Below are 24,365 nucleotides of genomic sequence, written 5' to 3' on the forward strand. Positions count from 1 at the left end.
AAAGCCTCCTTTCAGCGCAGACAGCTTGCCAGTACTATCATCGCCCCAGAAATTAATCCTACGCCGAGCAACCCCTTCCAAACACACTGCACGCTTTCTGCAGTAAATGCCCAAACGAACACAGTCAAATATATCAAGGGTAAAAGTAAACCACAAAAGAAGGTTGCTTCTGTGTGTGATAAAGGCAGCCAAAGCGAAACTGCACGAATCAAACTATAGGACAAGCCATAGCCGCCAAAAACTGCTGTTAGAGATCTTAACATTAGCTGCATCACTGGATGAGAGCTTAAAAATACTGATCTAACAAGCTCCCACTCCGCAGTCACTGAAAACTTCTGCAAACTTTTGCCTCCTTACTTTTAAAGATCCATTGTCATGGATAATTTATATGTACGACCATTTCCGATGGTGAGATAACCATCATTAAATGTACCAGACCAATAATTTTTATCCAATAAGTTTTCTACATTGAAACGGAAAACAGTCGGGTTGCCTTGCATCGAAGTCTTATATTGCATACCAACATCGTAACGAACCCAACTAGGAAGCTTTGCCGTATTTTTAGCGTTTGCATACTCTTCGCCTGTATACACTGCCCGCGTACTAAAACTCAAGCCCGGCACACTGGTAGAATCAAATTCAAAACCAAGATTCGCCTGCCATTTTGGTACACCATATGCGCTATTGCCATTTAGCGTTTGATCCGCTTTATCTGCATAAGTAGCACGCATATAGGTAACTCCACCTAAAACATGCACACTATCACTGACTTGCCCAAAGGTAGTCCACTCTACGCCTTTATTTCGTTGTTTACCATTTGAATCGTAAATTTTTGTTATACTATTTAAACTTGGATCGCCTGGCTTATCAACTTGAAACAAGCTTACAGTATTTGCATAATTGCCAGTATCCCATTTTACACCGATCTCTTTCTGTTTCGTCTTATAAGGTGCCAATACTTCTCCATTATTTACAGCATTGACATCATTTACAGTCTGACCTGCACTTAAGCCTTCAATATAGTTTGCATAAAATGATGTAGATTTCGTTGCCCATGGTTTTATGACAAAAGCAATTGCCGGAGTAATAGCATGATCATTGTAACTTTTAGTCACTTCACCGGTAGCTTTGTAACTTTTTGAATTAACCTTTTGATTACGCAAACCTAATATCAATTTGTATTTATCTTTATTAAAGGATAAAGTATCTGCCAAAGCAACACTCGTAAGTGTATTTTCCCCTGTCTTAGGGGCTGCACCTGGATCCGTCGCCAAAATTGGCTTTACTGGATGATAAATATTTGAAGGATATTTATCCGATCCTTTATTTATCGTGCCACTTTCTATATCAACTTTAGTTGCACTCAGAACCATTTGATGCTCAACGGCTCCAGTCGTAAATTTTTGCTTTAACCCAACCTCTGATGATACAGCATCCTTATAACCCCTGAGATAAAATGTTTGACCAGAATAATTTCCTAATGTATCTGTGCTATTTGAACGTGTGCCATTAATAAAACCTTTATAGTTATTTTTTAAATATCCAATGTTTGCATATGCAGTCAGGTTTTCATTAAAATCATACTCACTCCGAAGCATCGCACCCTTATTTTGTGTTTGACTATGCACTCCAGCAAATAAATTGGTATCTCCATCTGGTGCTTTAGGAAGCTGCGTCACTGAACTCAAAAAACCAAACATTGCGGATGAACCGCCCGTAAAGTTTTCTTCGTGATTGAATGCATCCAAATAAGCTCTAAATTTTTCACCTTGATAATCTAAATTAATTGACCCAAAAGTACGTTCTTTTTCCTGATCATGCACACCTGTTGCACCATCGTTTCTAGCGATATTAAGCCGCATGCCCCATTCCCTATTTTCACCGAAACGGCGTCCAAGATCCAAATGAACGCCTTTATTCAAGCTAGACGTATATTCCGTCGTCAATCTTGTCAATGGTTCTTCATCGGCTGTTTTTGTCACGATATTCACCGTTCCACCCCCCGCTCCGCCTGGGGACATTCCATATAAAAGTGCACTTGGCCCTTTAAGGACCTCTACACGCTCAAGAAATTCTGTCGGCACATGATTGGCGGGTGCAAGACCATACATCCCATTTAAAGCAATTTCAGACTCGTTTACATCCAGTCCGCGAACTGAAAAATTTTCACTCATATGACCATTCGATGTGGTAAACCGTACCGAGGCATCATTCATGAGTACATCCGCTAGCGTTCTTGCCTGTTGATCTTCAATCACCTTTTCCGTATAACTGGTGATATTAAACGGCGTATCAAAAATATCCATATCGCCTAAAATCCCTAGATTGGCTTTTTTAGCCACCTGACCGCCGGCATAGGATTCAACCTTGCGCCCACTTTTTTGGTGCTCCCGGTCCCCAAAAATCGTCGAACCTTCAAATGTAAACTCACTTTTTTCCGCTTGTTCTGCAGATGTATCTGTTTTTTGCTCTTCTGCACCAGTTGCCGAAGCATCCTGCTCGGCGGCATACACTGAAAATGGTGAATGCAGCGCCAATGAAGTACCAATCAAAGCATATAAAAGCTTTTTTCTGGTACGCGACATTTTATACAACATCACAATTCCTCCTTAATTATATGATAATGATTATCAGTATTATTACACATCGTAGTGTATCAATGCCTTCAAAGAAAGTAAATAGACTTTTTTTGTAAAAAACCTGCACTTTTTCCCAAATTAACTTTTAACCAAGCAATTATAAAAATACTTTCTCTATATGGCTTGACAAATCTCTTCTTTTTTGATATTTTGATAACGATTATCGTTTTCATATATTTAATTGAAAGGAGTTTGTTACCGCATGAAAGTGAATATTCAAGAACTTACCAAACAATTTTCAAAATCAAGTTTTCACATTATAAATGTTCGCCGTGCAGTAATCGCTCCCGGAAGTAAATATTTTGGTACAACTACACCTCCGTCCTCTGGCTTTATACTTCCGCTTAACGGAAAAGCGCGTATGTTTTTTAATCATACGCCTTACGAAATGGGGCAAGGAAAAATTTTTCATTTCGCTCCAAATATGTCATTGGATAAAGAAGTTATTGGCGAAGATTATTGGGATTACATTGTTTTGCAATACGAATTTAAAAAAACAAGTTCACCGCTCTATTCCCCTTATCATTATGAAACGGACATCAGATTCACACCCCTTGTGCATGAACTGATACTTCAGCTGTATTTGTATTGTGCGGTTCCCCAGCAGTTTGTAAATTCGAAAGCGAGAGAACTGTTTCGAAATATTTTGACTGAAATGTCCATCCTTGAAAAAACTTCAAAACAAGAAAAGGGACATAGAATCATCGAACAAGCTGCACATTTTATAACAATGCACTATATGACACCTATAACCATGCCTAAATTAGCAGAACAATACAATTTAAAACCCAAACAATTCGCTTATTTATTTCACAAATATACGGGGGTAAGTCCTAATGAATATTTAATCAATCAGAGAATTCACCGTGCGCATGAACTTCTCATCCATACCACGCGTTCCATTGCCGAAGTATCAGCTTGTGTCGGCTACACCGACCCATACTACTTTAGCAGGTTATTTAAAAAACGAACCGGTTTTCCGCCGAGTATTCTGCGAAGCTCAAAATTAGCACAGGCTCAGTAAACATATGACTGTACCAAAACGACATTCTCTCATGAAAATTTTAGAAAGTTCCACGTTATGTGCTGAACTTAAAATTACTTAACTTTTAACAATAAGGAGATTATTATGGAATTCATAAACCAAACCATTCATTTATTTCACCAAGGTGGGCCAATCATGTATGTCATGGTTGTTTGCTCCTTCTTCGCCGTGGCTATCGCGGTCGAAAGAGTCTTATATTTTAAGAGTGTTACACAGAACTTACCAGAATTTAAGCAACAAATTAAACCATTAGTAGAAAAAGGCCGTTTTTCAGATGCCACGCAACTCTGCGAAAAAAATGCCCCAAATATCTTAGCAGGAATCGCCTTGGCTGGCCTGCAGGCATTTCAGCAAGGCAGCAAACTCGAAAACGCTTTAGAAAGTGCCTCCTCTTTAGCTGCAGCAAATTTGCGCGAGCGCTTGGATGATTTGAGTATGCTTGTTACACTTTCACCATTATTAGGACTTTTAGGAACTGTTATCGGTATGATTCAATCTTTCAGCATTTTACAAGTACAAAGCGGTCAACCTATGGCGATTACAGGTGGTGTTGGTGAAGCTCTCATCGCGACTGCAACAGGTCTCAGCATTGCAACCTTAGCACTCTTACTACACAATATCTTCTCTCGCAAAGTCAACCGACTCATTACTGAAATTGAACAAACCGCTGCGCTTATCATAAATCATGTATCAACACAAAAAATAGGACGGAGAGATGCTCATGAAATTGCGTAGTCTCCGTGTAGAAAACCAGCCACAATTAATGATCATTCCCCTAATCGATATTATCTTCTTTTTGCTCGTGTTCTTTATGGTCAGTACTTTATCGATGGTACAACAAAATACTTTACCAGTGAATTTGCCGCAAGCGGCGGCAGCACAGCAGGATACCACAAAACGTATATCACTTACCGTTCAGGCCAACGGTAATATCTTATTTGATGAAGAAGAAATCCCTGCCAATCTTCTGGCACGGCGTGTTTCACTTGAACTGTCTAGGAATTCAGACCCGGCTTTTGTATTACGAGGAGATAAAGAAGTCGCATACGGACAGATCATCACTGTTCTGGATGCTCTGAAACAAGCTGGTGCACACAAAGTATCCGTCGCTGTAGAAAAGAGGTAGCATAAAATGAGCTATACACTTAAATGGAGAAAAGCTATGCTTGCCTCACTTCTTTGTCACTTGATCGTATTGCCTATACTCGGTTATTTCACTGCAACTTTAACGGTTGTCCCCCCGGAAGATGAAGAAAACTTCATTGAAATGACACTTGAAACTAGCACGGCAAACGCTGCAGCTGCTTCAAGTACACAGGCACCACAGTCAATGTCTACCCCTCTTACAGAACCAATGACTCCTGACACGCCTGTATCGCCTACTGAAGATCCGGCTCCGGCTCTGGCACCTAAGGTAATCACAACAAATTCACTCACCATGCTGGATGCAGAAGTTTCACCAGCACCTTCATCAAGAACTGGTACTTCAGCGGCAAAAGCATCTTCCGAAAGCGCAGGCGGAACTTCCTCCGGAATCCCCGTTGGCGGCGGGCAGGGAAATGACGATGGCGCACCTGCTCCTAGTGGAACTGCAAAACCTAGTATTCTCGAAAAATCAGAACCTGACTACCCTACAGTAGCCCGACAAAACAATTGGCAAGGTACTGTAGAACTCAAAGTTCAAATTCTAACCAATGGACGGACTGGCAGAATATCCGTATCCAGTTCCAGCGGCTATTCTGTACTTGACGATGCTGCGGTAGAAGCCATGCGGCAATGGATATTCACACCAGCCAGAGATTTAAGCACGAATCAGGCTGTTGCCTGCACTATCAACTATCCAATGCGTTTTAGATTAAATTAATAAGTAAGAACAGGTTTCATTTCTCACCCCAACATTTAAAATAGAAAAAGAAAGAGTTCCAATCTTATCATTGGAACTCTTTCTTTTTCTATTTTATTTTAGGTAAACGGTTACTCATACATCGCATCGGCCAACTGCTGCATCGCCTCCGCAGCACGCACGCCTGGATTTACAGCAAACAATTCATATGGTAATACAAAAATACGTTTTGTTTTTACTGCATCAACATCTGTCCAAGCAGAATTTTCTTCAAAATTACGTCGAATCGTATCTTCCATTTGCGGTGGTCCATGCATAATAAGAAAAATGACTTGGGGATTCTGCTTTGCTACGAATTCCATACCGAGCGGAACATAGCCTTCTTTATTGTCTGAGATCTGATCCGCGATATTGCCGCCACCTAAACGTTCAATTAGATCTCCCGTAAAACTATATTTTGTTGCCATATTGAAACTTTCCGGCGAGCCAAAAATAATTAAACTCTTGGGTGGATTTTTGCCTTTACTGTAGGATTCTGCAATTTTATATTCTTCTTTCATTTTTTCAATACGTGCTTCTGCCATCTGTTCTGATTTTGCCAAACTTCCATATAACTTTAATGTATTAAAAATTTGTTCATATGTATCAAGTGCCTGAATATACAGTGGAATTCCCGCTTGTTCTAGTGTAGGAATCAGCGCTTGATGATATGGCACATTTGTACCAATCACCAGATCAGGCTTTAATGCCAAAATCTTTTCAATGTTCGGACTGTGGATAATTCCCACTTCATCAGCATCTGATGTCGCCTTTACCACTTCATCGGACAGCGCCTTGGAACTAGGCTTCCCAACAACAAATTCTGCTCCCCCTGCCGCACAAAACAGATCAAGATTGGACGCATTCAACACTACCACACGTTTTGGATGCTTTGGCATCTCCACACTGCGTCCAGCACTATCTTTCAAAGTCTGCGTGAGAACCGCGGCATCACTTTCTGAAGATTCGCCAGATCGAAAAAGTAAGCTTCCTACGACTGCAAATAAAAGGACGACGAGCCCGATTGCTGTTTTTTGCATATCATACCTGCCTTTCCTCAAATTATTCTAATTTAAATTATCCATGGGCAATACATGCACCATTTGATCAACTACGAATTTTTAAATTTCCTCTTTATTTAAGTACCACGCTTTGCACAAACACTGTGAGGAAGGCAAACTAAATGTTCTTTTTCACCTTGTCTGAGTTTCAGCACTGATGTTTCCACTCCGTACAAATCTCGTAAAGTAGTACTCGTAAAAACCTTTTCAACGGTTCCATCTGCTACAATCTCACCTTCTTTTATTGCTACAAGGCGGCTGCTAAAACGCGCCGCATGATTCAAATCATGCAAAACCATGACAACCGTGAGCCCTAGCTCCTTATGTAATCGTTCAATGAGCAGCATCAATTCTAATTGATGACGAATATCTAAATACGTTGTAGGTTCATCTAACAAAAGAATTTCCGGTTCTTGCGCAAGCGCCATCGCCAGCCAGGCTCTCTGCCGTTCCCCACCGGATAATGTATCTAATCTGCAATGCTGAAATTTTAAAGTTTCTGTCGCTTCCATAGCCCGTTCCACTGCAATCAAATCCTCGTGACCTATATCAGCGAAAAACTTCCTGTGGGGAAGTCTGCCAAATAAAACCAGATCACGCACTGTCATATCCCCGGGGGCTTGTGCATGCTGCGGCAACAGTGACAATTTCTTCGCAATTTCTTTCGCTGGAAGCAAGTGGATGTCTTTGCCTTCTAAAAGTACAATTCCCTTCGTTGGCTTTAAGAGCCGTCCAAGCGCTTTTAACAAGGTTGATTTCCCTGAACCATTCGGCCCGATAATCGATACAATTTCTGCGCGATCAATCGCCAAACTTATCTCATTTGCAATCGCACGCGTACCATATCGCAAACAAAGTTTCTCGGCAGATAAAATCATACTCTTTTCATTCCTTTCTTCAATAAATACAAAAAGAAGGGAGCTCCTAAAAAGGCCATAAACACACCTACGGGAATCTCCAATGGAGAAAAGACAACACGTGCTGCTGTATCCGCAGCCACAACCAGCGCGGCTCCATAAATTGCTGAACATGGTAATAAAACTTCAAAGTCAGATCCGACCAGCATGCGTACCATATGCGGTACAATTAGACCTACAAACCCCAACATCCCTGCAACACTTACTGCCGAAGCCGCCAAAAGTGCCGCGAGAAGCAAAAGAAAGAAACGAACGCGTTCAACACTTGTCCCTATACTTCGTGCTGTATCATCACCAAGTTGTAAAGCATTGAGCCATCGGCAGCCAACCAAAGCGCCAATAATTCCAATAAAACTATACGGCAAAATCATCATAACATGCGTCCAAGATCTGCCTTGAAAACCACCAGCCATCCAGTTAATCGTCCCTTGCACTTTGTCCGCGTGAAAAACCATAAGTGCTGTCATTCCACTGCCGAAAAAAGCCGCCACAGCTACACCGGCAAGAATCATGCGAAGAGGTTGAATACCACGCTCCCATGCAAGAATGAAAACAATTGCCGTAGCCAACAATGCCCCACCAAATGCAGCCATAGGTACCAGCATTGTCTGTTCCGGAACTAAAATCATAACAAACATCGCCATAAGACCGGCTCCTGCCGAGACACCAATAATTCCCGGATCGGCAAGCGGGTTTCCCAGAATCCCCTGCAGAATACAGCCGGCCAAAGCAAGATTGATCCCTGTCAAAGCTCCCACTAAAACCCGCGGAATTCGTATGTGATAAAGAATCCGATAATGTTCCGTATACTCTGCACCTGCTAAAACAGCACCAACCTCTGCTAGGCTGACATTCACAGCACCTTTTACAATTCCTATTCCCAAAGCAATTAGAAGAAATAAAATTCCCAGCCAAAACGCAATTTTACGTTTTTTCTCTCGCGGATCTTCTGGATACGTTTTCACTTGTTCAACACTTACTTCCATCAGATTCTCCTTCTTATTCAATGTCCATCTTTTAAAGCCATCTCACTTTTTTAATATGAAAGATTTCCTCATGTAAAAGAAAAATCTATTTTAGTTCATAATAAATGGGTACAATACGTACGATAAAACATTTGAAGTAAAATAAAATATTTCTTCAATATCCTCTCTGAAGATGCTTTATTTTATGATATTGATTATCATTTTCATTAAATACGGTAACAGAAATTCTAGGGTTTGTCAATGTTAAATCCCTTCTGCTAAATAAGCTTATACCCCATGGAGGAAATCTGTTATATAATTTTATTTGTTAACATCAATTTATTATCATTATATAATAAGATAAGAAGATGAAATTATGGCTACTAGCAAGCTTTATAAAAAATAAAGCCTAATGAAAGGAGCAATTCCTGTGAAAAAATATGATGTAATTGTCATCGGCTCCGGCTCTGGCAATATTATCTTAGATGCCGCTCTTAAACAAGGATTAAAATGCGCACAAATAGAAAAAGGACGATTCGGAGGTACCTGTTTAACACGAGGCTGTATACCTACCAAAGTTATGGTGACTGCCGCTGATTATTTAAGAGAAATGGACAAATTTGAAAAAATAGGTGTAACGACCGCATCCGCAAGTATCAATTGGGAAACAGTGTCACGGCGGGTATGGAAAAAAATAAACGAAAGCAATGATATCCTCGATTATTATCAAGCAGCAGAAGATCTAGATGTATATCAAGGAACCGGCTATTTTATAAAAGAAAAAGTTTTGCAAATCGCATGCAATGACGGAACCGTATCAGAAGAAATCACTGCAGACAAAATCTTTATTGCGGTCGGTGCACATACAAACATACCACAAATTGACGGCTTAGAATCGGCGGGTTACATTACTTCAGAATCTTTATTCGGTGAAAAATACCCTAAAACACCATATAAAAGCTTAGTAATCTTGGGCGGAGGACCAATCGGTACTGAATTTGCCCATATATTTTCCGCGGCAGGAACTAAGGTAACCATCGTACAACGTAATATCCGTCTGCTTGTAAAAGAAGATGATGAAATTTCTGCGCAAATTGAAAAACATATGCGTAAACTAGGTGTTGACATAATACTCAACCACACACTCGCCTCTGCACGAGTTGAAAACGGAGAAAAGATTCTAACTTTTGTCGATAAAACAACGAAAGCACCCACGGAAATTCGGGCTGAAGAAATTATGCTGGCTGCTGGAATTCAACCTGCCACAAATCTCCTACATCTTGAAAATACGGCAATCGAAACAGACGAACGCGGTTTTATCCGTACAAATGAATTTCTTGAAACCAGCGTAGAAAACGTCTGGGCTTTTGGTGATGTAAACGGTAAAGCACCATTTCGCCATAAAGCAAACTATGAGGCGGAAATACTCGCACATAATTTGTTCGATCATCAAAAACCAGAGGATTGGCGTTGGGCGCGTTATGACGTTATCCCTGCAGTTACGTTCACCTATCCGCAAGTTGCCCATATCGGCTTGACAGAGTCGCAAGCAATCAAACAAGGTTATTCCATTCATACAGCAAAACATCACTATTCATCCACGGCTAAAGGCTTCGCCATGGGCTTTGATCCCGGCGATGAAGATGATGGATTTGTGAAAGTTATCGTAAACAAAAACACAAATACCATCTTAGGCATGCATATCATTGGTCCTCATGCCTCCATCTTACTCCAGCCATTTATTAATCTAATGAATGCCGGCAAAACGATTCTTACGCCAACCAATGAAGACATCGCGTCTGCTACAGTAAAAAGGCTGCGTGCGACTAAATTAACCCGCACACTAAATCCAAACTCAATCATCAGCATCACTGAAACGATGACACCCCACCCTTCTTTATCAGAAGTTGTTATGTGGATTCAATACTATCTGGAAAGAGAATAAATTTTTATTCATTCCTAAAAAAAAATGCAAGCGTGTACGATTTTACAGTACAAACGCTTGCATTTTATTTATTTGCGCATCGCTATTAAAATTTCATGTTAACTCCGGCCATAAAATGAATACCATCTCCAGGATACTCATAAGTTTCCCAATACTCTGTATCAAAAATATTGTTAATTTGCAGGAAATAATCCATCGTTTCATTTTGACGATAGTTGAAATTAAGATCTACGGTGTGGTAACTATCGAGTTTTTGATAAGTTTTATCACTCGTAGGAACGTCACCTAAGAAATGACCGACTAAAGTTGTCTGGAATTTGTCCACTGTATAGGTCAAACCATAGTTGAACATATGGTCAGGCAATCCTGATGCATCGCTTCTTTGTCCCATTTCATCCGTATCTTTTGCACTCAAATACGTGTAATTGACAAAACCTTTCAGTCGTGGATTAAAGATTCGATTGTAGGCAAGTTCCATCCCTTTGATATCGGTTTTGAAGATATTATAATAGGAGCCTTTCATCGGGTTGGCATTGTCTGTAATTTTATCAATTCGATTGTCGATATTATTTTTAAATACCGCAACATCCACTGATGATTTTTCATCGAATGCATGCTTCCAACCGATTTCAAAATTGGTCGCTTTTTCAGTATCCGGAAGAGCCGCACCACTTTTCAGGTTGCCTGTAAGCTGTTTAGCCGTTGCAAAGTTATGTGTCTTCCCTGCTGAAAAACGCATCGTATCTTTTTCATCAAATCGATGGATTAAATTCAATACCGGATCTATCGTATGCTCTTTCGTGTCTTTATAAGCTCTAAAGGTTTGCTTTACCTGATCATAACGCATTCCCATCGTCAAATCTGTTTTTTCATCTAAATTGATTGCATCTTGAATAAAATAACCAATTCTTTTATCGCTGCCGCCATCAGAATCACCAAGTACATCACTAGATTCCCAATCTATTTTATTGAGCTTTGTTCCGAAAGTAAACGTTTGATTGCTATCAGCTTGAAAATCACCCGTAAATTCTATCCCGTTTCCTTTTGATGTCCATGTGCTGCTATACCAGATCGGATTTTTGGCAGTATTAGTCCCAGTCTTAGCATTATTCCCATTATAAACCCATAAATCATTTCCATCTGTAACATGATAAAATTTAATATCATATTTGAATCGATCATTTACTTTTTGGTCGTAAGCAATCCCAATATCCGTTTGTTTAAAATTTTTGTATTTCCAATCTTTTGTATCTCTTTCTCCATTTATAGCCTGATCACCGGACCATTTAATATTCTTCGAAAGTTCTTGTCCTGTTTTTTGATCAATACCATTGGGAATTTCCCGATCTGTATTCATATAATATCCACTTACTGTTAAATGTGCATCATGTTCAAGATCCCATTTTACTTTACCGTTGAAATACTCCGTATCAAATTCAGCGTTATTTAAATAGCCATCTCCCTGTTTTTTACCAGCCGCTATGTAATAGCTTGCATTCTCATCACGTCCACTATAAGAAACAGCATGGTTAATCGCATGATCTGAACCAGCCGCTACGCTAAGATTAAGCTGCGATGCACCTGTTCCATCTTTCGTCGTGATTAAAATAACACCGCCTTTGTAATCGGTACCATATTGGACTGGCCCCGGGCCTTTAATAATCTCAATCTTTTCAATATTTTGTACGGATATTGTCGACAAATCAGAAGCCGAATTAGAAGCAATTCCCGATAAAGGAAACACCGGCATTCCATCAATATAAACTTTTGCCTGATCTGTTGCTGCACCACGAATACGGACCAAACGAGATGCTTTATCTGCGCGTGCCATATACAAGCCAGGCACAGACTCAAGTATCTCTGCCAGATCGTTTGCACCCATTTCTTTAATTTTTTCAGCAGTAATCACTTCTGTTGTCACTTGATAGTCTTCCAAAGATGTCGAATGAACTTCTATACCTTCAAGCACAATCTCCTCTGCCTGCTCTGCCGACGCACTGCTCCAAGAACTCGCCAAACAAGCGCAAAGTACGGATGGGATTACGATTTTTTTTAACTTTTCACACATACACTACTTCCTCCATAAATTTTTTTAACTATGAATGGGTGTGATTTTATTTTTACAATAAAATACTTCACCTGACATAATCACATCAATTACACAAACCCTACGATTCTTATTCATCTGATATAACATCTATTTCATAGATCAGTCTAATAGCGGTACACAGATCTGAAGTTTCCCCTCATTTCCGTTATCTACTTCGACGATCTTAACTTTCGTTCTATATAAATCACTTAAATTCTGCTCCGTAACAACCTCTTGCGGCGTACCCATTGCCGTAATTTTGCCATTTTTCATCATCACCACTTTATTACATAACAAAAATGCATGATTCGGAAAATGCGAAGTCATTAAAATAGAATAGCCCTGTTTTGCCAGTTTCGCGATCACACGAAGGATCCGCACCTGATTTCCATAATCAAGGCTTGATGTAGGTTCATCCATAATAAGCAGCTCCGCCTGTTGCGTCAATGCACGTGCGATCAGCGTTAACTGTCGTTCTCCACCACTAATTTGGCTGAATTGCCGATTCGCCAAATGCAATATGCCCAACTCTTCTAACGCTGCTTCCGCCATACAATAATCCTTCTGCGTTGGAACAGCATTAAATCCCACATGCGGCGTACGCCCCATAACAGCGATATCGATCACTTTATGCGGAAAAACGCTTGTCGTTGCTTGTGGTACATAAGCCATAGCGCAAGCTAAATCTCTTGCTGACACTAAGTCAAGTTTACGATTCTTTATTTTTATATAGCCTGTACGCACCTTATATATGCCCAGCAAACATTTAAGAAGTGTTGTTTTTCCGGCACCGTTCGGGCCTAATAAGCAAGCGATTTCTCCTTTTTGAATTGAAAAAGAAAGATCATCAAAAACACGACTTTCCTCTACATAACCAAAACTAATATGCTCCGCTGCAAACAAACCGCATCCCACCTTATTTAATAAATCTGCAAACCAAATCTACTATTTTTCCTACATCAATCATCTAAATTGAATGCAACGGGTACTTTCACTCGACGTATTATTGCTTTACCATTACGATAGGCTGGATTGAACCGCCATTCTTGAGAAACAACCTCAATTGCCGCCTGATCTAAAGTATTATGCCCCGAACTTTTAACCACGCGAATATCGCTAACAGCACCGGATGCTTCAATCAACACACTGAGGAGAGTTGTCCCTTGCCACCGATTTCGTCTAGCCTCCGCAGGATAAGCAGGTGCAACTTTATAAGCAATCGAAGGCGGCTGGTCTTCTTGCACGAATGCTGATGGTCCATTCCCTGATCCACCGTCTCCTATTTCAGTAGTTGCATCCATCGCGCCCGCAGCCAGTTCACCACTGCCGCCATCACTAGGCCCGCCTTGTTCATTTCCGGAATGCACCGCAGCCCTAGTTGAATCTTCCTCTTGTGTGTTTTTCTCAGAACTATGATCTGTTCTCAGCATCGGCGCATGTCGAGAATCGTTATCGTTATATAAATTTTCTCGTTGTTGCTGCATCAGAGCCTCCGAGATTGCCAGCCCTCGCGGCTGTTGATGAGCAGGCGTTGTTGATGACAATTCAACTTCAATTTCCATAGCTTGAGATACAGGCTGCAATTTTAAATCAGCCCATATTTTTTGTGCAAAGAAGACACCGCCAGCAACATGTATAAGCATCGCAACAATGAAGGCTCTTCCCCAAGCATTATCATCCTTCATTTTTATGATCTGCCCTTCTCTTCAACAGCAATTGTCATTTTGGCAATTCCCGCTTGACGAAGTTTATCCATAATCTCGACCACCTGACCATGACGTACTTCTCTATCCGCTTGAATCGATACGGTCGTTTTCCCCATAGAGAGGATCATCGCTGCCAAGTCTTCCTTATCGACAGATTGTCCATTTACCGCAACGTGTCCTGTACGATCAATCATCACGTAAACTTGTTTCTCCAACTGTTTTTCTGCAGACGCCTGCGGTAAGTTTACAGAAAACCCAGGATAGACTGTAACAAAAGCAGTCGTCATCATGAAAAAAATCACCAGCAACATCATAATATCTACCATTGGCGTCATATCGACATGGATACCAATTTTCCGTTTACATTTTGACCTACTGAACACGTTGCTTCGCTCCTTTCATCAAGAAAGAAAAAAATTCTTTTGCATGTGCTTCTAATAGACGCACACGCCGTTCTACCCAGTTCCGAAAATAGGCATGACAAATAATACAAAAAACAGTAACGAATAAACCGGCCGCTGTATTATATAAAGCTTCTGCAATACCTTCTGCTAAAAGTTGCGGATTGCCCGCTCCACTCAATGCGGCGGCTTGAAACGTTTTGATCATTCCCAGTACGGTTCCCAATAAACCTAAAAGCGGAGCGATCGTTGCAATGGTTGCTAATATATATAAATATTTTTCCAATCGCAATTCTTCTTTTTCCAAAGCAACTTCAATGCAAGAACGATCTTGATCCGATTCTTCCAGGCCCCCCTTATATATAGTTGTCCAAAGTTTTACCAACGGACCATCACCATCACCAAAGGGTCTACAGTTTCCCGATGCAAAAGACTGCTTCCATTGCGTTATATACATAGTTTCCTCTTTTTGGACACTGCGATAAAACTGCCAGCGTTGCACAGCAATTGTCATCGCCACCAAAGAACAGCTCAAAATAAGGACGAAAACAACGCCGCCTTTTTCTAGAAATTCCATATGTATAGCTCCTTCCATTACCTACGATTCATTCCAGCCACGCTTTGCTTTTGCCAATAAAAATACAAAAAAAGGCGCGCCAATCAAAGCTGTAAATATACCTACCTGTATTTCCAGCGATGCGATACTTCGGCTTAAATTATCCATAAGCAATAAATACGTTGCGCCCATAATTGCAGAAGCCGGCAGCACAATTGCAAAATTTGCCCCAAACAACATTCTCACTATATGTGGGATCAAAAGACCTACCCACTGAATCATCCCTCCGATACTGGTTGCCGCTGCCGTGATCAGCGTAGCACATACCAGCACTACGAACCGTGTACGCCGCACGTTCACGCCTAGTGTATGTGCCTCTTCCTCACCAAGGCTGAGGATATGAATCTGCCAACGCAGAAAATACAAAACAAGCATCGGAACAAGTATGGGTATAAATGACCATAGGACATCCTGTTCCTTCACTTTAGATAAGCCACCCATAAGCCAAAAACTAATTTCCGGCAAGGTGTTCATTGGATCAGCCAAATATTTTAAAACTGAAACTAAAGCTTGAAAAAATGCTGAAACTGCCATACCGGCAAGCACTAAGGAAATCATGGACTTATTACCAAACCATGTGCTCACAAGCACTGTACTTAAAACGGCACCTAACCCAAATGCAAACGCCAATGCCTCTACCCATATCCAAGACAAATGCAAAATCATTCCCAGCACCGCACCAAATGCGGCTCCCACCGATACGCCTAACAACGAAGGGGAAACCAAGGGATTTCTGAATAAGTTTTGATAAGCAGCTCCTGAAACTGCCAGCGCGCTCCCCACTAACACTGCCGCCAAAATGCGCGGTAAACGAATTTTAAACATCACAGTTTCCAAAATATCACTCCAACTTTGTGATAAGAAAAACAGTTTAGAATAAAGAATCGTCATCACCATATCGGGTGAAATTGGATAACGACCAATCAAAAAAGATAGAAAAAACGCGAAAATCAAAACCGCTAATAAAGCCAGTAATTTCATTGGTTCTTTGCACCGATTCCGTCCAACGTTCTCTTTACTAGAAAAGCATTCGTGCGTCTTGTCTACAGGCTGTGCATTACAGTTAGCTTTCATATCTATCCACCACCGGCCTTCCATAAAACAACATCAATACATAACATCCTTCATTTTCGCTCTGCGCTCGCTGCCAATGCATCCAGTTCAGCTTCTGATAGTTCATACTGATAAAATAAAGCATAAAATCGTTTCACTTCGGCACGAAAATCAAAAGCATACATATCCGGATAAAGCAGATTTGCCACCCAGCGAATACCAAGCAATCGCGCTACAGACGGCGGCCGATCAAACCAATTAAACGGGCCCGTCGGAATTTCATACACCTGACGATTTTGTACAGCTTTCACGTGCTGCCAAGCTTCATCCTGCATAATAGATGGATAACTGCTGCTTTCCCCATCACGGAAATAACCAATCAAGATAACCTCCGGATTCCAATTCATGACCTGTTCAATCGACACTGGACTACGGCCGATAGAGCTGCTGCTTGGAAGCCCCGGTTCAGCAACATTTCTTCCCCCCACATACTCAATCACTTCCGCATGCCATGAACCCCGTGGCTCCGTCTCTAAACCTAAGCGTCCCTCAGCATAATAAGCCGTTGCCGGCTGCCGTTTCTCTAGCAGTGGCTTCTTTTGCGCCACTAACGATGTCGTTTCCCGGCAATAAGCTGCAAGTTCAGCGGTTCGCGTCTCACGATTTAACAATTCACCGGCAACAATGTAACTTCGCTGCATATTGTCTATCCCTTTTGCAAGAAAAACGACCGGTATCTTCGTTGATTTTTCCAACTCATTCGCAAATTCTATATTTGCTGCATTGACTTCATCTGACATTAAAATAACATCAGGCTTTAGTTTCATTACCTCTTCCAAATTGCCTGTCGAACCACGATTCAGCCAGCCGATCACTGGCAAATCCCGATACTGTGGCAAAATGTAATCCGCCTGATCAGATGCCATATGATATCCCCAACCAACTAACAACGCTGGATCAATCGTATAAAGCAATACTGCTTCCACAGGTGAAACAGGATACACTTTTTTGATCTCTGTAGGAACCGCCACTTTCCGCCCTGCCATATCCACAATGATCCGGCTGTGTCCGCCCTCTTCTTTAGAAACATTCTGCCACGCATTTTGCCGTGCACATCCACTTAAAAATACAAAGAAAAGAACTGCCAGGGTCGCCCCATATACGCATAGTTTTTTCATATACGCCTCCAAAATTCAAATAAATTCCTCTGCAACAACCTGCATTACCTAGACGATTTCATTGCTACTTTTCTCCCAAATGCGTATATCTTTTTTCTTTCCATTCCATTTACAATACGTGCAGCGCCAGTACCATCTTGGACAATAAATCCAGATAAATCATGCACGCCAAAGGAAAATAATTGTGGTGCCATCGGTGTAAAAGGACCAACAAGGATCACATAAGCATTTTGTGCAAGTTCTAACATCCGCGGCAAAGTTTTATAAATTAAACTACTGCAATTGATAAATACGAAGTCACTTTCCGGCAAAATATATTCATAGGAAAAAGCAGGATAATCCCCTTCCTGCGGATCGATTTCAATGATCTTAACCTCACTTACCGGCTGAAACAATTGCTCAATATACGGAAAATGCCCCCAAAAAGCAACCTTTTTATTTTTAACTTCATTTTGATAAGCAATGAGCGGATCATTCAAACGATCTTCACTATATTGACTGCCAGTTAAAGCGATTCCATTGTGTGCTGCTTCTTGCGGAGAATTATACCAAGCATTGATTGCCGCCATTCCAATCGACGCCTCAACAAAATTCCAGGACTTAATACATGCAGCTAATTTTCTTAACGGCATTCCCAAAGATCTTTTCATCGTTTCTGGGATGCTGTCGCCGGCAACGATATAGCTAAATCCATAGCCATTTCCACTTTTCACAAGAACCGAATACGTGCCGCAAATAAAATCTTCGACCATACAGTCTTCGGGAATTCCTTCTATTAAAGTATCATATAATTTCCACATCGTATTCCTCTCTTCCTTACTACAAAATTTTAACGATTACGATAAAGTGAACTTTAATGGATGAACTCTTTCACCACGCCGCAATTGCTGCCGAATTTCTAACATAAGTGCATCCAACTTTTCAATATTGCTCAAACTTTCTATTTCTTCTGCCGATGTCTCCATAATTTTATGAATACCGCCATTTTTAATCACAATACGTTTATGAGCGCCCAGCGCAAGTAAAGGATCATGGGTAGAAATTAAAACAATCTTCTCATTTTTAGTCAATAGACGAATCGCTTCTTTTCTATCAATACCCGCATTTTCAATTTCGTCGATCAAAACAATGGGTGATGCACTCATATGCGCTGTATCAGCAATCATCAACGCCCTAGACTGCCCTCCTGAAAGCTGTGTAACTTTCGTATCAATAGAAAATTTTTCACCAGCCAGTTCGTTTGCACATGCAAAGCAGCGTTTCACCACTTGTTCAGGATCTTCACAAAGACGGCTTTTTGCGTGCATCGCCAAAAACTCTTCAACCGTTAAATCCATGACAAAATTCATATTTTGTGACAATTGTGCAACCATTTTATTCCCAACTGCGAACCGCTCTTCATCGCTAAGCGAATGACCATTTAGCAAGACTTGGCGTTTCGTCGGTGTATCTCCCTGTGCCAAGCATTCAATATCAGCCAGCAAACGACTTTTTCCAGACCCCGTCGGTCCAACAATACTAATCACCTCGCCGGCAGCCATCGTAAATTTGATCGCTTCCTGTTGCCCTAGTTTGTTCCTACCACCGATAATCGTGATTGTCCTTACGCATTGTTGCTCTTCTTGCTGATCGATTAAAGCCCCCAAAAATTTTTCTAATTCTATAATAAAGCTAAATTTATCAAGACCAAATTCCATCAACTGTTCGGGGTTTATTTGATCTAAAGCATCCACAACCGTAAGGTTTTTGGGCAATTTATGCAAATTATAGTTCACAAAGAAATCTTGCACGATCGGATACGTATCAACAATTTTCTCAACCGTTTGTGTCCGAATAAATTCACTATACTTCATATTTTTTGTCATCAGATCACCTAAATTCTATTTTTTTCAGCATACCCATCTGATAAGATTCACCAATTCTAGTTTCCCCGGTACAGTAAGCGCATACAGCCGCAGGCATAGGAAAACGCAAGCGGCGATTTTGCAGAGAAGAGATCTCCATGGCGTTCATCACATACTTACTCAACATGAATGCCCCTTGACCGGTAATCCCATTGACAAACAAAATTTTAGCATTGGGATTGACTTGACGAACATTAAACATAAAAACTTCACGTTCAGCTTGCGAAACAATATCCCCCTTGGTAATCAAAACAATATCCGCTAATTTTAACATTGGGCCTATTTTACGTGGTGTATTCACACCTGATAAATTGTCAATCACACATAGGGCAAGAACGCCTTGAATATGCGGAGAGCAACGATTGCACAGACCCGCACTTTCACTGATTAATATATCTAGTCCGGCACGCTTTCCCCATTCGACAGCATCATCAATATTACTGATAAAAAAATGATCCGGACAGAACTTACCCGAAAATCCCACTTGGACTTTTACGCCATTTTCCTGATAACGAACTTGATCAAAAGAGGTTAAACAATCAAATTTTATTACACCAGCTTCTTGTTGCTTTTCTCTTAGGCAATCAATTAATTTAAGAATAACTGAAGTTTTTCCCGATGACGGTGCTCCGGATACAGTAATAAGTTTCATAAAAACCTCCTTAAAACGAAATGATTTTATAATAAAATATGAAGAATCTATACGGTTTATCAGTTTTAGTTTCTTTTTTTAAACAAGGTTTACTTATAAAAAACATCGTCTTTCTGCAAAATTTTTTAACGACATAAAAAAAACGATATGCGCAACAAATCTTGAAAAATCAAGCAAATATAGTACCAAGTTATAATATATCAACATTATATAGAACGAAATAACATATTACAAGTTTTTATATTGTATTTCGTATTCTTTCGTACAATCAATAATCTATTTTTCATATTTATAGTTACTTTCATATTATTTAATTCAAAGTTATAAATGTGAAGTCATCGTTATAAAGTACGCATACAACAGTCAGCACAGTATTGTTCTTTTGCCATCACCCTGTCCAAAACAAGAACCCGTGTATATTTCAATAAAAAAAGATGCACAGTTAAGCACTATGCATCTTTTTTTATTCAATTTCTCAACATCAATATTGTTCAACGTCATATCACTAAGTTTAAATCGTTTACTTTAATCCGTTCATCTGTATCTTCTCTTTCAGAAAAACACTTTTAAGCCTCATATACCCTAGTCAGACTTGCACAATGAATATATTACACTTTAAATTTTTGCACAATTTTTTGCAATTCTTCCGCCATACGCGCTAAAGCTTGACTAGAGGATGCAATTTCTTCCATAGAAGCAGATTGTTCCTCGGCAGCAGCTGAAATACTCTGCGTTTCACCAGAAGAAACTTTTGCGATTTCATGAATCTGTTGCACTGCAACCACAATTTTCTCACGTCCGGCATTCATTTGTCGCGTAGAACTATGAATTTCCAAACCTTGTTTTGATAAAAGATCTACCAGCGCCTCTATCTCTTCAAAAGATTTTCCAGCTGTATTTACAACTTGGGTACCTCTATTCACTTCTTCAGTTCCTTGATGCATCGCCGTTACCGCTTTATCCGTCTCTTCTTGAATTTCATTGATCATATCAGCAATTCGTTTTGCTGCCTCTTGAGATTGCTCCGCTAACACACGTACTTCTTCTGCAACAACAGCAAAACCACGGCCTTGCTCACCTGCTCTCGCCGCTTCAATTGCCGCATTCAACGCCAGTAAATTGGTTTGACTGGCAATGCCCGATATCGTATCGACAATCTGTCCTATTTCCTTTGACCGCTCACCCAACTTAGATACAACTTTAGCCGAACTTGAAACGGTTTGTTCAATTGTCTTCATCTGCTCAATTGCCAAGTTCACTGCTTTATTACCTTCGCTAGCCGCATCGGCAGTCTGCGTCGAAGTCTCTGCTACCATTTCTGCATTTGCTACAACCAATTGAATTTTACCAGACATTTCTTCTACAACATCCGTAGTATCACCAACGGCTTTTAATTGTTTTTCCGCTCCCTGCGCTACCTCTGTAACAGATTCAGCGGCCTGCGTAGACGCATGGGCCGACTGCTCTGCACTCGCAGTCAACTCTTCTGAAGAAGCAGCAACCTGTTCTGAAGTCTGCGCAATTTGTTTAATAAGCGCCCTTATACTATCAAGCATAGCATTCACAACATCAGCTAATTTGCCGATTTCATCGTTACTCTCCACTTGAATTTTTTGCGTTAAATCCCCACCGTTATTTGCCATTTCATCTAGCTTTGCTATCACAGATTCTAAAGGCTTTACAACCTTTTCTCGCGAAAACCAATACGTAAATGCAAACGTTACAAGTAAAAGAACTAGATTTACAGCCATAATTGCAAAGATTTGTTTCTGAACAACTTTTTCCACATCATCTATATAAATTCCCGTTCCAACAACCCATCCCCACGGTTCAAATAATTTCACATAACCACGTTTTGATGTAGCAGAACTTTCGCCTGGCTTCGAAAACCAAAAATTACTATAAAATCCTTCTGACTTACTAATTTTTGCTCCTTCTACATACTCTTTTACAAACAGCAAGCCTTTTTCATCTTTAGCCGCCGCTCTATTCTTCCCTACATTTTCAGGCTTAGCTCCATGCATTACACTGACACAATTCACATCATCGATCCAATAATACCCATCCGTGCTATAACGCATTTTACTTAAAGCATCCATCGCCTGCACCTGTGCCTGCTTTTCTGTTAAAGCACCATTTTGTGCGAGATCATAATAATAAGAAACTATGGAATATGCATTTTCTACATTGGTCTTGAGCTGAACGTCTCTTTCATCATAAATACTTCTTTTTGTTTCAGGTATAATATAGAACAGACTAACCAAGGTAAACAAAATCGTTGGAATAACCCCTAAAATAATCAATTTTTTACTTAATTTCATTTCATCACCTTCCAAAAATATGCGCTGCAACATAAACAAGCTGTACATTCCAACCGGAATGTCTGTATCCATGTAACAGCTACTTTTCGTTTTTTGTTTAAATCATTGCTAAAATTAATTGATATTTTCCATTTAGGCCCTCTTTCGTATTACACTTGTTCCAAATACATGACTTTTTTGCATCATGTACAGGAATGCCAGATGATGAGCAAAGCAAAAATATAAAACAATGTCTTACCCCACTTATTTTTAGTTATCAAAGATAAAAACACCTCGTTTCTTTAGTTATTAAGGATAAAATTTATTTTGTCTTTATATTATTTTGTCATTTCTAGCCATGTTATTATATTATTCGAAAACAAGATTGTCAAATTTTTGTATTATCTATATAAAATGTCTACAATACATATTTTTTCAATAAGCAGTCAGAAACGTATTTCCCCGGAAAAGGCCGTCCTGAAAATCAAAATGAGGATGCCGCCATCTTATGCAACACCCCCATCACTAAGGCAATACATACCGAAACCGCTATGTATCACACGCAATTTATTTCATATTTTCTTCAAGCAAAAAAACTGTAAACTACATAAAAATTTTGTAACATCAAATAGAAACTAATTCACCGCATGTAGTCTTTCTAATTCAACACGTACTTCAGACACTTTTTCTTCATTAAGATCGTACTTTGTGAGAAACCAATAGCTTACAAAATGACAAAGCGCAGGTAAAACGGCTACGATTGTTATGATTCCCATTCCGATTTCAGCGTTAATTTGTACACCCGCATGATAATTCACGTAAGAAAGGATACCACCAATCAATATTCCTACAATCCCCATGGCAAATTTCTGTGAAAATAAGGCCAATGCCCCCAATACGCCAATCATTTTTTTATTGTATTTCAATTCGCAAAATTCTGCACAATCAGAAGGCAACGCCCAATAAACGATAATTCCTAATTCTCCAAAGAACGTTGAAATCACCAAACAACTTGCAGATAACAGATAATGCTCCGCCGAAAGGAATATAATCGGCAGCGCTGTGATACCTGCACCAATTGTAGCCACTTTAAGCATAGATAATTTATCAAAATAACCTTTTTTGATTAAAAACATTGCCACGATCGGTGCAACAATTCCGGCAATCGAAAATGCCGATAACAAGCCAGTAAGAAAACCTTCATTTTGTTGTAAATAATATTTCGCATAATAAATTGCTGAACTTCCTTTGAACGTAAATGCCATCTGTGTAAGTGCAAAGAAAATATAGAATGAACGCAAAGTCTTTGTTTTAAAAATCAATTTAATTTGTGAAATCAACGAATTATTTACGTTTGATTCAGTCTTCGGAACGCATGGTTTACTACGTTCTCTTGTCCCAAAAAAGCAGGTCAAGGTACAAACTGTCGCCAAAAGCGCAATGATGACCATTGCATTTCTATACGCTTCAGCTTCATACGCTTTATCATACGTTGCAACAAACATCGGTACAACGACTGAACACAGTAAAAATGCAGATTTCGCCAATGGGAATCGATACGAATTGATCGACAATCGCTCTGCCGGATCATCCGTCATTACGGTAAGGAGTCCCACATAAGGCACCACCGTAAAAGCATACATTAAGATGAGGAAAAGATACGTTACATATGCATACACCAGTTTTCCTGTTGCTGAAAAATCCGGTGCTAAGAAAACCAAAAAGCAAGATAATCCATAGGGAATCGCCATATAGAGCAAATACGGACGATAATGCCCATACTTCGTATTTGTATTATCAGCCATATGACCAATCACCGGATCAGAAAAAGCATCAAATAACCGTGCTACCAAAAATAACAATCCCATCGCACTTGCCGAAATACCAACAACATCCGTATAAAAATACGGTAAAAACATCATAGTCATACCAAAAAAAATATTTGCCGAAGAATCACCTAAACCATAACAGATTTTTTCTCTCATACTGATTTTCTCTGTACTCACGCTAAG

General features: G+C 40.0%; 22 protein-coding genes. 5 read left to right on the forward strand and 17 right to left on the reverse strand.

What is annotated here, in order from left to right:
• Nucleotides 1–11: 11 nt before the first annotated feature.
• Nucleotides 12–341: a hypothetical protein gene (locus tag BN6559_RS06590; protein ID WP_110953979.1), complete on the reverse strand. Its 330-nt coding sequence runs from the start codon at nucleotides 339–341 to the stop codon at nucleotides 12–14.
• Nucleotides 342–359: 18 nt separating this feature from the next.
• Complete coding sequence (locus tag BN6559_RS06595) at nucleotides 360–2,597, reverse strand: TonB-dependent receptor (RefSeq protein ID WP_199883802.1); 2,238 nt, start codon at nucleotides 2,595–2,597, stop codon at nucleotides 360–362.
• A gap of 244 nt (nucleotides 2,598–2,841) precedes the next feature.
• Between BN6559_RS06595 and BN6559_RS06600 the strand changes: the two genes are divergently transcribed.
• The 4 genes from BN6559_RS06600 to BN6559_RS06615 all read left to right on the forward strand — a co-directional run bounded on the left by BN6559_RS06600 (nucleotide 2,842) and on the right by BN6559_RS06615 (nucleotide 5,548).
• Nucleotides 2,842–3,663 carry an AraC family transcriptional regulator gene (locus tag BN6559_RS06600; RefSeq protein WP_110953980.1) on the forward strand — a complete coding sequence of 274 codons (822 nt, stop codon included), beginning with the start codon at nucleotides 2,842–2,844 and terminating at the stop codon, nucleotides 3,661–3,663.
• Nucleotides 3,664–3,768: 105 nt separating this feature from the next.
• A complete protein-coding gene (locus BN6559_RS06605) occupies nucleotides 3,769–4,419 on the forward strand; it encodes a MotA/TolQ/ExbB proton channel family protein (RefSeq protein WP_110953981.1) in 651 nt (216 codons plus the stop codon).
• Nucleotides 4,406–4,810 (forward strand): ExbD/TolR family protein, encoded by a 405-nt coding sequence (locus BN6559_RS06610; RefSeq protein WP_110953982.1) that lies wholly within the window; start codon nucleotides 4,406–4,408, stop codon nucleotides 4,808–4,810. The genes BN6559_RS06605 and BN6559_RS06610 overlap by 14 nt, the downstream gene beginning before the upstream one ends.
• Nucleotides 4,811–4,816: 6 nt before the next feature.
• Nucleotides 4,817–5,548: an energy transducer TonB gene (locus tag BN6559_RS06615; RefSeq protein WP_110953983.1), complete on the forward strand. Its 732-nt coding sequence runs from the start codon at nucleotides 4,817–4,819 to the stop codon at nucleotides 5,546–5,548.
• 110 nt (nucleotides 5,549–5,658) lie between these two features.
• Here the strand turns inward: BN6559_RS06615 and BN6559_RS06620 are convergent, their stop codons facing one another.
• The 3 genes from BN6559_RS06620 to BN6559_RS06630 all read right to left on the reverse strand — a co-directional run bounded on the left by BN6559_RS06620 (nucleotide 5,659) and on the right by BN6559_RS06630 (nucleotide 8,530).
• Nucleotides 5,659–6,606 carry an ABC transporter substrate-binding protein gene (locus BN6559_RS06620; RefSeq protein WP_110953984.1) on the reverse strand — a complete coding sequence of 316 codons (948 nt, stop codon included), beginning with the start codon at nucleotides 6,604–6,606 and terminating at the stop codon, nucleotides 5,659–5,661.
• Between the two features lie 98 nt (nucleotides 6,607–6,704).
• Nucleotides 6,705–7,505 (reverse strand): ABC transporter ATP-binding protein, encoded by an 801-nt coding sequence (locus tag BN6559_RS06625; protein ID WP_110953985.1) that lies wholly within the window; start codon nucleotides 7,503–7,505, stop codon nucleotides 6,705–6,707.
• A complete protein-coding gene (locus tag BN6559_RS06630; protein ID WP_110953986.1) occupies nucleotides 7,502–8,530 on the reverse strand; it encodes a FecCD family ABC transporter permease in 1,029 nt (342 codons plus the stop codon). Before BN6559_RS06630 ends, BN6559_RS06625 begins: the two co-directional genes overlap by 4 nt.
• Before the next feature lie 409 nt (nucleotides 8,531–8,939).
• Between BN6559_RS06630 and BN6559_RS06635 the strand changes: the two genes are divergently transcribed.
• Nucleotides 8,940–10,454 (forward strand): dihydrolipoyl dehydrogenase family protein, encoded by a 1,515-nt coding sequence (locus tag BN6559_RS06635; RefSeq protein ID WP_110953987.1) that lies wholly within the window; start codon nucleotides 8,940–8,942, stop codon nucleotides 10,452–10,454.
• An 85-nt stretch (nucleotides 10,455–10,539) separates the two neighbouring features.
• Here the strand turns inward: BN6559_RS06635 and BN6559_RS06640 are convergent, their stop codons facing one another.
• The 12 genes from BN6559_RS06640 to BN6559_RS06695 form a co-directional block, all read right to left on the reverse strand.
• On the reverse strand, nucleotides 10,540–12,522 hold the full coding sequence (locus BN6559_RS06640; protein WP_110953988.1) for a TonB-dependent receptor: 1,983 nt from the start codon (nucleotides 12,520–12,522) through the stop codon (nucleotides 10,540–10,542).
• Between the two features lie 141 nt (nucleotides 12,523–12,663).
• Nucleotides 12,664–13,446, reverse strand: a complete 783-nt coding sequence (locus BN6559_RS06645; protein ID WP_110953989.1) for an ABC transporter ATP-binding protein — start codon at nucleotides 13,444–13,446, stop codon at nucleotides 12,664–12,666.
• 56 nt (nucleotides 13,447–13,502) lie between these two features.
• Entirely contained in the window at nucleotides 13,503–14,228 is a 726-nt protein-coding gene (locus BN6559_RS19520; RefSeq protein WP_110953990.1) for an energy transducer TonB, read from the reverse strand.
• A gap of 2 nt (nucleotides 14,229–14,230) precedes the next feature.
• Nucleotides 14,231–14,632, reverse strand: coding sequence for an ExbD/TolR family protein (locus BN6559_RS06655; protein WP_110953991.1), 402 nt, complete (start codon nucleotides 14,630–14,632; stop codon nucleotides 14,231–14,233).
• Nucleotides 14,622–15,227 carry a MotA/TolQ/ExbB proton channel family protein gene (locus BN6559_RS06660; RefSeq protein WP_199883803.1) on the reverse strand — a complete coding sequence of 202 codons (606 nt, stop codon included), beginning with the start codon at nucleotides 15,225–15,227 and terminating at the stop codon, nucleotides 14,622–14,624. The genes BN6559_RS06655 and BN6559_RS06660 overlap by 11 nt, the downstream gene beginning before the upstream one ends.
• A 21-nt stretch (nucleotides 15,228–15,248) precedes the next feature.
• On the reverse strand, nucleotides 15,249–16,340 hold the full coding sequence (locus BN6559_RS06665) for a FecCD family ABC transporter permease (protein WP_199883804.1): 1,092 nt from the start codon (nucleotides 16,338–16,340) through the stop codon (nucleotides 15,249–15,251).
• Between the two features lie 50 nt (nucleotides 16,341–16,390).
• Nucleotides 16,391–17,497, reverse strand: a complete 1,107-nt coding sequence (locus BN6559_RS06670; RefSeq protein ID WP_110953993.1) for an ABC transporter substrate-binding protein — start codon at nucleotides 17,495–17,497, stop codon at nucleotides 16,391–16,393.
• 44 nt (nucleotides 17,498–17,541) lie between these two features.
• Nucleotides 17,542–18,297: a DUF364 domain-containing protein gene (locus tag BN6559_RS06675; RefSeq protein ID WP_110953994.1), complete on the reverse strand. Its 756-nt coding sequence runs from the start codon at nucleotides 18,295–18,297 to the stop codon at nucleotides 17,542–17,544.
• 36 nt (nucleotides 18,298–18,333) lie between these two features.
• Nucleotides 18,334–19,362 (reverse strand): ATP-binding cassette domain-containing protein, encoded by a 1,029-nt coding sequence (locus tag BN6559_RS06680; protein WP_199883805.1) that lies wholly within the window; start codon nucleotides 19,360–19,362, stop codon nucleotides 18,334–18,336.
• 4 nt (nucleotides 19,363–19,366) lie between these two features.
• The gene (locus BN6559_RS06685) at nucleotides 19,367–20,053 is read right to left on the reverse strand and encodes a GTP-binding protein (RefSeq protein WP_110953995.1); all 687 of its coding nucleotides are present in this window, start codon (nucleotides 20,051–20,053) and stop codon (nucleotides 19,367–19,369) included.
• A gap of 608 nt (nucleotides 20,054–20,661) precedes the next feature.
• Nucleotides 20,662–22,446, reverse strand: coding sequence for a methyl-accepting chemotaxis protein (locus tag BN6559_RS06690; protein WP_199883806.1), 1,785 nt, complete (start codon nucleotides 22,444–22,446; stop codon nucleotides 20,662–20,664).
• Between the two features lie 542 nt (nucleotides 22,447–22,988).
• Nucleotides 22,989–24,359 (reverse strand): MFS transporter, encoded by a 1,371-nt coding sequence (locus tag BN6559_RS06695; protein WP_110953996.1) that lies wholly within the window; start codon nucleotides 24,357–24,359, stop codon nucleotides 22,989–22,991.
• Between the last annotated feature and the right edge of the window lie 6 nt (nucleotides 24,360–24,365).

The organism is Massilibacillus massiliensis (assembly GCF_900086705.1).
Taxonomy (GTDB): domain Bacteria; phylum Bacillota; class Negativicutes; order FLKF01; family FLKF01; genus Massilibacillus; species Massilibacillus massiliensis.

Excerpts from the sequence above, each read along its gene's own strand:
- BN6559_RS06605 (WP_110953981.1), top strand. The coding sequence starts at position 3,769 with ATGGAATTCATAAACCAAACCATTCATTTATTTCACCAAGGTGGGCCA.
- BN6559_RS06680 (WP_199883805.1), bottom strand. The coding sequence starts at position 19,362 with ATGACAAAAAATATGAAGTATAGTGAATTTATTCGGACACAAACGGTT.
- BN6559_RS06595 (WP_199883802.1), bottom strand. The coding sequence starts at position 2,597 with ATGTTGTATAAAATGTCGCGTACCAGAAAAAAGCTTTTATATGCTTTG.
- BN6559_RS06625 (WP_110953985.1), bottom strand. The coding sequence starts at position 7,505 with ATGATTTTATCTGCCGAGAAACTTTGTTTGCGATATGGTACGCGTGCG.
- BN6559_RS06620 (WP_110953984.1), bottom strand. The coding sequence starts at position 6,606 with ATGCAAAAAACAGCAATCGGGCTCGTCGTCCTTTTATTTGCAGTCGTA.
- BN6559_RS06670 (WP_110953993.1), bottom strand. The coding sequence starts at position 17,497 with ATGAAAAAACTATGCGTATATGGGGCGACCCTGGCAGTTCTTTTCTTT.
- BN6559_RS06675 (WP_110953994.1), bottom strand. The coding sequence starts at position 18,297 with ATGTGGAAATTATATGATACTTTAATAGAAGGAATTCCCGAAGACTGT.
- BN6559_RS06600 (WP_110953980.1), top strand. The coding sequence starts at position 2,842 with ATGAAAGTGAATATTCAAGAACTTACCAAACAATTTTCAAAATCAAGT.
- BN6559_RS06610 (WP_110953982.1), top strand. The coding sequence starts at position 4,406 with ATGAAATTGCGTAGTCTCCGTGTAGAAAACCAGCCACAATTAATGATC.
- BN6559_RS06630 (WP_110953986.1), bottom strand. The coding sequence starts at position 8,530 with ATGGAAGTAAGTGTTGAACAAGTGAAAACGTATCCAGAAGATCCGCGA.
- BN6559_RS06665 (WP_199883804.1), bottom strand. The coding sequence starts at position 16,340 with ATGAAAGCTAACTGTAATGCACAGCCTGTAGACAAGACGCACGAATGC.
- BN6559_RS19520 (WP_110953990.1), bottom strand. The coding sequence starts at position 14,228 with ATGAAGGATGATAATGCTTGGGGAAGAGCCTTCATTGTTGCGATGCTT.
- BN6559_RS06685 (WP_110953995.1), bottom strand. The coding sequence starts at position 20,053 with ATGAAACTTATTACTGTATCCGGAGCACCGTCATCGGGAAAAACTTCA.
- BN6559_RS06640 (WP_110953988.1), bottom strand. The coding sequence starts at position 12,522 with ATGTGTGAAAAGTTAAAAAAAATCGTAATCCCATCCGTACTTTGCGCT.
- BN6559_RS06615 (WP_110953983.1), top strand. The coding sequence starts at position 4,817 with ATGAGCTATACACTTAAATGGAGAAAAGCTATGCTTGCCTCACTTCTT.
- BN6559_RS06690 (WP_199883806.1), bottom strand. The coding sequence starts at position 22,446 with ATGGATACAGACATTCCGGTTGGAATGTACAGCTTGTTTATGTTGCAG.
- BN6559_RS06660 (WP_199883803.1), bottom strand. The coding sequence starts at position 15,227 with ATGGAATTTCTAGAAAAAGGCGGCGTTGTTTTCGTCCTTATTTTGAGC.